This is a genomic window from Ideonella sp. P3_A4, assembly GCF_056403075.1.
Genome location: NZ_JBFUGE010000306.1, coordinates 1 through 7,291 on the forward strand (window position 1 = coordinate 1; position 7,291 = coordinate 7,291).

The 7,291-nt window shown below is 67.5% G+C and carries 9 protein-coding genes; 3 read left to right on the plus strand and 6 right to left on the minus strand.

The window, feature by feature from the left end; translation table 11 throughout:
* Together AC1DYI_RS22195 and AC1DYI_RS22200 are read left to right on the plus strand one after the other, a co-directional pair.
* A partial coding sequence (locus AC1DYI_RS22195; RefSeq protein WP_477206306.1) for a DMT family transporter occupies positions 1–671 on the plus strand: 671 nt, incomplete at its 5' end.
* 11 nt (positions 672–682) lie between these two features.
* The gene (locus tag AC1DYI_RS22200) at positions 683–931 is read left to right on the plus strand and encodes a hypothetical protein (protein ID WP_477206307.1); all 249 of its coding nucleotides are present in this window, start codon (positions 683–685) and stop codon (positions 929–931) included.
* 4 nt (positions 932–935) lie between these two features.
* On the opposite strand, the gene AC1DYI_RS22205 is transcribed toward AC1DYI_RS22200, so the two are convergent.
* The 5 genes from AC1DYI_RS22205 to AC1DYI_RS22225 form a co-directional block, all read right to left on the minus strand.
* On the minus strand, positions 936–1,613 hold the full coding sequence (locus AC1DYI_RS22205) for an alpha/beta hydrolase (protein WP_477206308.1): 678 nt from the start codon (positions 1,611–1,613) through the stop codon (positions 936–938).
* Between the two features lie 30 nt (positions 1,614–1,643).
* Complete coding sequence (locus AC1DYI_RS22210; RefSeq protein ID WP_477206309.1) at positions 1,644–2,306, minus strand: hypothetical protein; 663 nt, start codon at positions 2,304–2,306, stop codon at positions 1,644–1,646.
* Positions 2,307–2,326: 20 nt separating this feature from the next.
* Positions 2,327–4,702, minus strand: a complete 2,376-nt coding sequence (locus tag AC1DYI_RS22215) for a M4 family metallopeptidase (RefSeq protein ID WP_477206310.1) — start codon at positions 4,700–4,702, stop codon at positions 2,327–2,329.
* 265 nt (positions 4,703–4,967) lie between these two features.
* Positions 4,968–5,387 carry a hypothetical protein gene (locus AC1DYI_RS22220; RefSeq protein ID WP_477206311.1) on the minus strand — a complete coding sequence of 140 codons (420 nt, stop codon included), beginning with the start codon at positions 5,385–5,387 and terminating at the stop codon, positions 4,968–4,970.
* Between the two features lie 73 nt (positions 5,388–5,460).
* Positions 5,461–6,216: an SDR family NAD(P)-dependent oxidoreductase gene (locus tag AC1DYI_RS22225; protein ID WP_477206312.1), complete on the minus strand. Its 756-nt coding sequence runs from the start codon at positions 6,214–6,216 to the stop codon at positions 5,461–5,463.
* A gap of 109 nt (positions 6,217–6,325) precedes the next feature.
* Between AC1DYI_RS22225 and AC1DYI_RS22230 the strand changes: the two genes are divergently transcribed.
* The gene (locus AC1DYI_RS22230) at positions 6,326–6,967 is read left to right on the plus strand and encodes an L-threonylcarbamoyladenylate synthase (protein WP_477206313.1); all 642 of its coding nucleotides are present in this window, start codon (positions 6,326–6,328) and stop codon (positions 6,965–6,967) included.
* Positions 6,968–7,010: 43 nt separating this feature from the next.
* Here AC1DYI_RS22230 and AC1DYI_RS22235 read toward each other — a convergent pair.
* Positions 7,011–7,291: di-heme oxidoredictase family protein (locus AC1DYI_RS22235; RefSeq protein WP_477206314.1), on the minus strand; the 281-nt coding region annotated here is incomplete at its 5' end.

A 7,291-nucleotide genomic window follows, 5' to 3' on the forward strand; every position in this document is an offset into this window, starting at 1 on the left:
TGAGCTTCTATGGCGTACAGCAGATGCCGGTGCCGGAGTTCACCGCGATCAACATGCTGACGCCGCTGCTGGTCATCGTGCTGGCCGGCTGGTGGTTGCATGAGAAGGTCAGCCGGCTGCGCTGGGCGCTGGTCGCCGGTGGCTTCGTCGGTACGCTGATCGTCATTCGGCCAGGCTCGGGCGTGTTCGGCTGGGCCGTGCTGTTCCCGCTGGCCGGGGCGTTCTTCTACGCCAGCTTCCAGGTGCTGACGCGGCGCCTGTCGGGCAGCGAGAGCCCATACGCGACCCACTTCTACACAGGGCTGACCGGCACGCTGATCCTGACGCCTATCCTGCTCGCCAGCCCGATCCCGGTGTGGGCCACGCTGCAGGCGGCACCAGCCTGGCAGATCGGGCTGATGCTGGCGATCGGCGCGCTCGGCACCGTAGGCCACCTGTTCCTGATCCTCGCGCTGGGCCTGGCGCCCACGGCAACGTTGATGCCCTTCGTCTACCTGCAGATCGCCGTGGCCACGATCGCCGGCTGGTTGATCTTTCATCAGGTGCCCGACGGCTGGGCCTTCGTCGGCATGGGCGTGATCGCGGCCTGCGGCGCGGCAGGCGCCTGGCTCAACATGCGGTCGGCGGGCAAGCCGGCCGACCCGGTCGTCGTCGACACGATGGCCGACTGACAATCACGGCCATGAAAGATCGTTACCGTCCCACCTCGCGCCGCCAGCGGCTGATCATCGTCGCCGTGACCGTGGCCACCGTCGTCACGCTGTGGATGGTGCTGCTGCTGCGGCCGGGCTGGCACGTGCGCACGTTCCCGGACGCCCCGAACTGCACCAAGCACCAGGTCCCCGGCTGCGTCGGCGGCAAGGCCGATGTGATGCTGATTCCGGCGACGCCGGCGCCCGCCGCATCGGCAGCCGCCAGCGCCGCGAAGTAAGCGCTCAGGCTGGCTTGGTCGCCAGCACCTTCAGCAGCCAGCGGTTCAGGTCGGCAATCTCCTCGGGGCAGACCGAGTGCTCCATCGGGTAGTCGTGCCACTCGACCTCGTAGCCCAGCGCCTTCAGCGCATCGCGTGAGGCCACGCCGCCGGCATGCGGCACGATCGGGTCCTGCCGGCCATGGCCCATGAAGATCGGCGTGTGCTGGTTGGCCTCGCTGCGTTCGGCGGCCGTGCTGGCCGCCAGCGGCAAGTAGCCTGACAGCCCGATCAGCCCAGCCAGGCGCTTCGGCGCCCGCAGGCCCGCCAGCAGCGTCATCGCACAGCCCTGCGAAAAGCCCATCAGCACGATGCGTTCGGCGGCGATGCCACGTTCGACCTCGCGATCGATCAAGGCCTGCACCTCGGTCAGCGAAGCGCGCAGGCCGGGTTCATCTTCCTTGCGCGCCAAGTCGGTGCCGAGGATGTCGTACCAGGCCCGCATGCGGTAGCCGCCGTTGATCGTCACCGGACGGACGGGCGCATGCGGAAACACGAAGCGGACCGCGCCGACGGGGCGCAGGTCCAGCTCTTGTGCAATGGGGACGAAGTCGTTGCCGTCGGCGCCCAGGCCGTGCAGCACGATGATGGTGGCGACCGGCGGCTGTGTGCCGGTCTGCCCTTCGAGAGTTTCTAGTGCCATGCGGGCAGCATAGCGCGCCGCAGATCGCTTCTAGTTGGCTACCAGCTTGCCGACTTCGATCTCGATGTCGGCCATCTTGGCCTTGGCCAGCGTCTCCATGTCGAGCGTGAAGTTCTTGCCGCCGATGTCATCCGGGATCATGCGGGCCTTGAGCACCGCCATCCCGACCAGTTGGCCTTGGCTCGGGCCGGTGGCGCTGTCGAACTCGACAGCGATTTGCACCACCGGCTTGGTCAACGCCTTGGCGCTGTAGCTGCGATCTTTCTGGAAGATGCCGGTGGTCAGCACGCGCTCGCTCTTCATGCGCGAGGCGAACAGCACCGGGTCGGCATCGGTACCCGCGTAGGGCTCGAAGCTCGGGTTGCTGCCCTTCAACTGGAACACGCCGGTGTCGTGGGCATAACCGCCGTCGGCAAAGGTCGAGAACTTCGCACCGCGACCGACGTTGAGGTTGAAGCCGACGCCGCGGCTGGTGGTACTGGCCGGGCCGACCAGGCCGAGCACGACGCGGGTCGAGGTCGAGCCTTCCTGCTTGACCAGGCGCCAGCCGCTGCCGGTCGGGTCGGTGTAGCTGAGCGAAGTCGCCGCGCGGTGAGCCGGCGTCGTCGACGGGCTGTCTGAAGAACCGCCACCGCAGGCCGCGAGCAGGCTGACCACCAACGCGGCCAGGCCATGAGAGAGAAGCTTTTTCATCGGTCTTGTCCGTTCGAGGGTCAGCGGAAGCTGACCGCGTTGCGCAGCGCTTCGAGGATGGCGGTGATGTCCATGCTGTCGGTGAAGCCGTCGCCGACGAGACCATGGCTGGATTGCACCCAGCCGTCCAGGCCCCAGGACAAGGCCACCGCACCGAGGTCGATCGCATCGAATTCGGTGTCGCCATCGGCATCGCCGTTGACGACCCAGACCACGCCTTCTGCGTACTGCAGCGGGTCGGCCCTGCTCGACACGGTCATCGCGAAGAAACCCCACTCGGTGGGCGGCGTCCAGCGGCCGTCTTCGGTCGAGACGCCGCCGTAATGGCGGAAGCCCGGGCTGGCGAAGTCGCCGGTGCGGCCACCGTTGGTCCAGACCACGCTCTTGTCGTCGGTGTTGTCGACCTGGGCCGACAGTTGCACCGTCGTGTTCATGCCGACGATCGGCACGCGGGCGAAGTAGCCTTCGTCGCCGCCGTAACCGTTCAGCGGCGTGCCGCCCGGGTGCACCACCGGCATGCCGATGCGCACACGCGGTGCCTGGCCTTGTGCCTCGCCGACGTTGATCGCGGCAAAGGCATTGCGCACCGCCGCCACGTCGGCCGACTCGGCGCCGTACAGCGCAGTGGCGGCGTCGATCGCTGCATCGCGGGCGAAGGCGTAGTTCGCGTCCCAGGTCAGGTACTCGCTCAGGGCCTTGTACCAAATGCGCGCGGCGTGGTCGTTGCCTATGCCGCTCATGCCGCCGGGCAGGTAGGCGCTGAAGTCCTCGCCGCCCGGCGTGGCCGAAGCGCCTTGCGACAGGAAGTAGAACGCGCGGTTCATCGGCCSGCTGCTGAAGTGCACGTCGAGGTACTTGATACCGGCGTACCAGTTGTCGGCGCTGACACCGTCGACGCCCGGGTGATTCATCGAGCGCAATGCGGCCCCGATCGGCGAGACCTTCGAGCCGACCTGCCAATCGACACCGTCGAGCGGGATCAGGCTGTCGGTGCCCGGCAGGCGCTTCGCATAGACCTCGACCATCTTGCCGAGGATGTCCGACGTGGCCTCGTTCAGGCCGCCCGACTCGCCTTCATAGGCCAGGCCGGCAGTGTGCGAGGTCACGCCGTGCGTCATCTCGTGGCCGATGATGTCCATCGACGTTAGCGACGTGAAGCCGTGGGGATCGCCCTCGATCTTGTCGCCGGTGAACGGGTTGACGTTGGCGGTGTAGCTGCCGTCGGAATAGAACATGCCGAAGACACCGTCGCTCCAGAACGCGTTGTCGTAATACAAACCCGAGAAGCCTGACAGCGTGTGCACCTCGGAGATCGGCGCGGTGCCCTGGCCGTCGATGCCGTCACGGCCGAAGACGTTCTTGTAGAAGTCCCAGGTCATGGCCATGCCATGGTGCGCATCGACCGCGGCCGTCTGGCCGTTCTTGCTCGCCTCGATGCCGTAGGGCCAGACCGCGAACTGCTGGCCATCGCCCCATTCGTTGGTGGCGTTGCCGGTGAGCCAGTGGTCGGACAGCAGCGCGGCCCAAGGGTCGGCCTGGTGCAGCTCGGTGATCGTCTGCAGCGCGACGTTGGAGATCGGCTGGCCGTCCTCGTCGAGGATCAGGTTGCCGTAGATGTCCCAGTACCAGTCGTGCAGGAACGGGTTGTATTTGGTCGCGCGGGTGCGGTCGATCAGCGCAAAGGTGCCGTCAGCGCGGCGCACGGTGTCCAGCGTGACGGTGCCGCTGTATTGGCTGTGGCCAATGCCCTTGACGGCCACGTCGGTGGGTTTCAGCGCCGGCGGGTTCGGCGCCTCCAGCGTCTTGATGCCGTTGTCGGTGCGCAGGATCGCGCCGGTGCTGGCGTCGACCACATAACGCACATCCTTCAGGCCATCGGTCTTGTTGTGCGTGAGGGCACGCACCTCGTAGGCCCAGACGTACTTGTCTTTCGGCGCAACGGTCAGCGGCGAGGCCTTGCGGTCGAAGCCGTAGCGGCCGGTCTTCACGTTCCAGACCGGCTTGGCCTGGCCCATGTAGCTGGTCGGGAAGACCACCAACTCGGCATTCGTCTGCACCTTGGCGCCCTGCGCGGCGGCAAAGGACTTCAGCGCGATGTCGACCGCTCGGCTGCTGCTCAGTGTGGCGCTGYCAGTCGGCTGCGCATCGGCCAGCAGGCCCTGCTGCAAGACGCGGGTGCCGCCCCTGGCTTCGCTGTGCACGATGGCCTGGGCGCCCCAGACGCGCTTGCCCTGGAAGGTCTGGTCCGCATGGACAACCGTGCGGCCCTGCGCATTGGTGAAATGGTGGCGCAGCACCAGGTCGTTGCCCGCCCCGAGGCCCAGCGACGCCATCTGGCTGCGGGCACCGGCCAGCGCCGACTGGGCCGAGCGATCGGCTTGAGCCGGACGCGRCAAGCCGAGCGCCGCCGTGGACGAAAGATTCAGTGCGGCGATCAGAACGCAGCAGGTGGCCCTGCGCATCCGACTGGCCCGCAGCGCGCGGGAGGCTGGACGACTCATGGAATGAAGCCCGAGAGAAAGTAGACACAAATTCTCTCAGAGAACTTCTAGAGTCAGCAAGATCCGCGAAACGGGGTATTCCCGCAGCTGCGGGCAAAACGCTGTGAGTGAACTCACGGCGCCGGACTGGCGCCGTGAAGTGCTCCGGTCAGGGCAGCGCTTACTTGGCGGGCGACTTGACGGGCGCTTGCGCGACCACGTAGCGCTCTTCCACCGCCTCGAGGCTGCCCGAGGCGAACGGCAGGATCAGCCGGATTTCCTTGTTGACGCTGCCGTCGACCTCGAATCGATGGCCGTCGAGCAGGCGGGCGCGGTCACCCTGGCGGCTGATGACCTGGTAGTTGCCGCGCGGCAGCAGGGCCGAGACCATCCACACCGTGGTGCCCGCCGTCGGGCCGGGGCCGAGGTTGTAAAGCGGGCTGGTGTGCTCTTGCCAGCCGGCGGCGAGCGGCGGGTTGCTGGAGAACTGTTCAGGTTCGGCAGGCTGCAGCGCCGAGCAGGCACCCAGCGTGAGCATCAGGCCGGCAGCCAACAGGCCGGCGGAGCGGTGCGCCATCTGGCGCAGCAAGGGGCGGTTCATGGGTGCTCCTCGATTCGGGGTCGGGAAACTTCTATAACGGCCGAAGGGGCCGGCCTGTTGACCCGCGCTGGTATCAAAAACTCAGCAATTGCCCGCCATCGACTGCGATGGTCTGGCCGGTCACCCAGCGCGCCATCGGCGAGGCCAGGAACAGCGCCACGTCGGCAATCTCGTCGGGCGTGCCCAGGCGGCYGAAGGGGATGCGCTCCTTGATGCGTTCGTACAGCGGGTCGTTGGTCAGCCGCCGCCTTTCCCAGGTACCGCCGGGAAACTCGATCGAGCCCGGGGCGATGCAGTTGACCCGGATGCCCTGCTGCGCCAGCCGTGCGGCCTGGCTGGTGGTGTAGTGGATCACCGCCGCCTTCACCGCCGCGTAGGCCGGCGCCAACATCGAAGGCCGCAGGCCCGAGATCGACGAGATGTGCACGATCGAGCTGCCCGGCGATTGGGCCAGCCAATACAGCGCGGCGTGCGAGGCCCGCACGGTGGCCATCACGTCGACGGCCAGCCCTGCGCCCCAACCCGCTTCGTCGTCAGCCAAGCCGAAGCCTGACGCGTTATTGATGAGGACGTCGATGCCGCCCAGGGCCTCGGCCGCATCCTGCACATAGCTGGTCACCGCTTCGCCGTGGGCCAGGTCACAGACGCCGGCATGCGCCTTGCCACCGTGGGCTGCCAACTCGGCGCGCGTGCGTTCCAGCGTCTCGGCGCCGCGGGCACAAATCGAGACGTCGGCCCCAGCGGCCGCAAAGGCCAGCGCGATGGCGCGGCCGATGCCGCGGCTGCCGCCGGTGACGACGACGCGTTTTTGCTTGAAATCGAGAGCCATGTTCAGTTCACCCGCCATCACGTTGCCCTGGATCGATGCGCTGCCAGCGCCCTGGCCGCGTCGTGCTTACCTGCGACCTTGGCGGCATTGGCGCGGCGACAATCACGCCATGTCTCAGCTCTTCGAGGTTCACCCCGACAACCCGCAGCCGCGCCTGCTGAAGCAGGCAGCCCAGATTCTGCACGCCGGCGGCGTGGCGGCGGTGCCCACCGATTCCAGCTACGCGCTGGTCTGCCACCTGGACGACAAGAACGCGGCCGAGCGGTTGCGGCGCATCCGCCAGGTCGACGACAAGCACCATCTGACGCTGCTGTGCCGCGACCTGTCGGAGCTGGCCAACTACGCCCGTGTCGACAACCGGCAGTACCGGCTGCTCAAGCATGCGACGCCGGGCCCGTTCACCTTCATCCTGGAGGCAACCAAGGAAGTACCGCGCCGGCTCTCACACCCGTCGCGCCGCACCATCGGCCTGCGGGTGCCGGAGCACAAGGTGCTGCAGATGCTGCTGGCCGAGCTGGGCCAGCCACTGCTCGCCACCACGCTGATCCCGCCCGGCGAACACGAGGCGATGAACGACCCGCAGCAGATCCGCGAGCGTTTCCAGAAGCAGCTGCAGCTGGTGGTCGACGCCGGCGCCTGCCCGATGCAGCCGACCACGGTGATCGACTTCAGCGGCGAAGAGCCGGTACTGGTGCGCAGGGGTCGGGGCGACCCGACCGAGTTGGGACTGGCCCCGAACGACGAGGCCTGACCAGCAAGACACCGCGCGGCGATCGCCGCGCGGCTGTGTCACCTCACAACGAACTGAGGAAGGCCAGCACCGCCGCGCGGTCGTCCTTCGACATCGTTTCGAACTTGATCCGGCTTGCATCGGCCTCGCCGCCATGCCAGCCGATCGCTTCCATCAGCGTGCGGGCACGGCCGTCGTGCAGATAACGCGCGTTCTGCGCGCCGCCTTGCACGAACGGCAATGACCCGATCCCCCACAGCGGCGCGGTGCGCCACATGCTCGGCGTCGCGCGGCCTTCGGTCACCGTGTCCGCCAGTCCCGGGCCCATGTCGTGCAACAACAGGT

Excerpts from the sequence above, each read along its gene's own strand:
- AC1DYI_RS22205 (WP_477206308.1), bottom strand. The coding sequence starts at position 1,613 with ATGGCACTAGAAACTCTCGAAGGGCAGACCGGCACACAGCCGCCGGTC.
- AC1DYI_RS22200 (WP_477206307.1), top strand. The coding sequence starts at position 683 with ATGAAAGATCGTTACCGTCCCACCTCGCGCCGCCAGCGGCTGATCATC.
- AC1DYI_RS22210 (WP_477206309.1), bottom strand. The coding sequence starts at position 2,306 with ATGAAAAAGCTTCTCTCTCATGGCCTGGCCGCGTTGGTGGTCAGCCTG.
- AC1DYI_RS22230 (WP_477206313.1), top strand. The coding sequence starts at position 6,326 with ATGTCTCAGCTCTTCGAGGTTCACCCCGACAACCCGCAGCCGCGCCTG.
- AC1DYI_RS22220 (WP_477206311.1), bottom strand. The coding sequence starts at position 5,387 with ATGAACCGCCCCTTGCTGCGCCAGATGGCGCACCGCTCCGCCGGCCTG.